This is a genomic window from Caballeronia sp. NCF2 (genome assembly GCF_023631205.1).
Classification (GTDB): domain Bacteria; phylum Pseudomonadota; class Gammaproteobacteria; order Burkholderiales; family Burkholderiaceae; genus Caballeronia; species Caballeronia zhejiangensis.
Genome location: NZ_JALQDN010000052.1, coordinates 1 through 379, shown reverse-complemented (window position 1 = coordinate 379; position 379 = coordinate 1). Strand labels below are relative to the sequence as shown.

General features: G+C 63.9%; 1 protein-coding gene. It reads left to right on the top strand.

Annotation, left to right across the window (positions count from 1 at the left end; all coding sequences use genetic code 11):
- On the top strand, nucleotides 1–379 hold a 379-nt coding region (locus tag NCS02_RS17600), incomplete at both ends, for an aminotransferase class I/II-fold pyridoxal phosphate-dependent enzyme (RefSeq protein WP_250523247.1).

The window sequence follows — 379 nt, the reverse complement described above, 5'->3', positions numbered from 1 at the left end:
ATTCGTTCATGAACACGATGCTCGCGCCAGGCGATCACATGATCGTGCATATGCCGGGCTATCAGTCGCATTACACGGTGGCCGAGGCGCTGGGCGTGAGCGTTGCGCCGTGGAAGGCGCGGGAAGAAGCGGGCTGGTCGCTCGATCCGGCGGAGCTCGAAACGCTCGTCACGCCGGCCACACGCGCGCTCGTGATGTGCGTGCCGCACAATCCGACCGGTTATCTGCCGTCGCGCGACGTGTTCGATGCGATCGTCGCGTTCGCGCGCAAGCATGGACTATGGCTATTCAGCGACGAGGTGTATCGCGGGCTCGAACATGATCGCGCGGATCGTCTGCCCGCCGCATGCGATGTGTACGAGCGCGCGATTTCACTCGG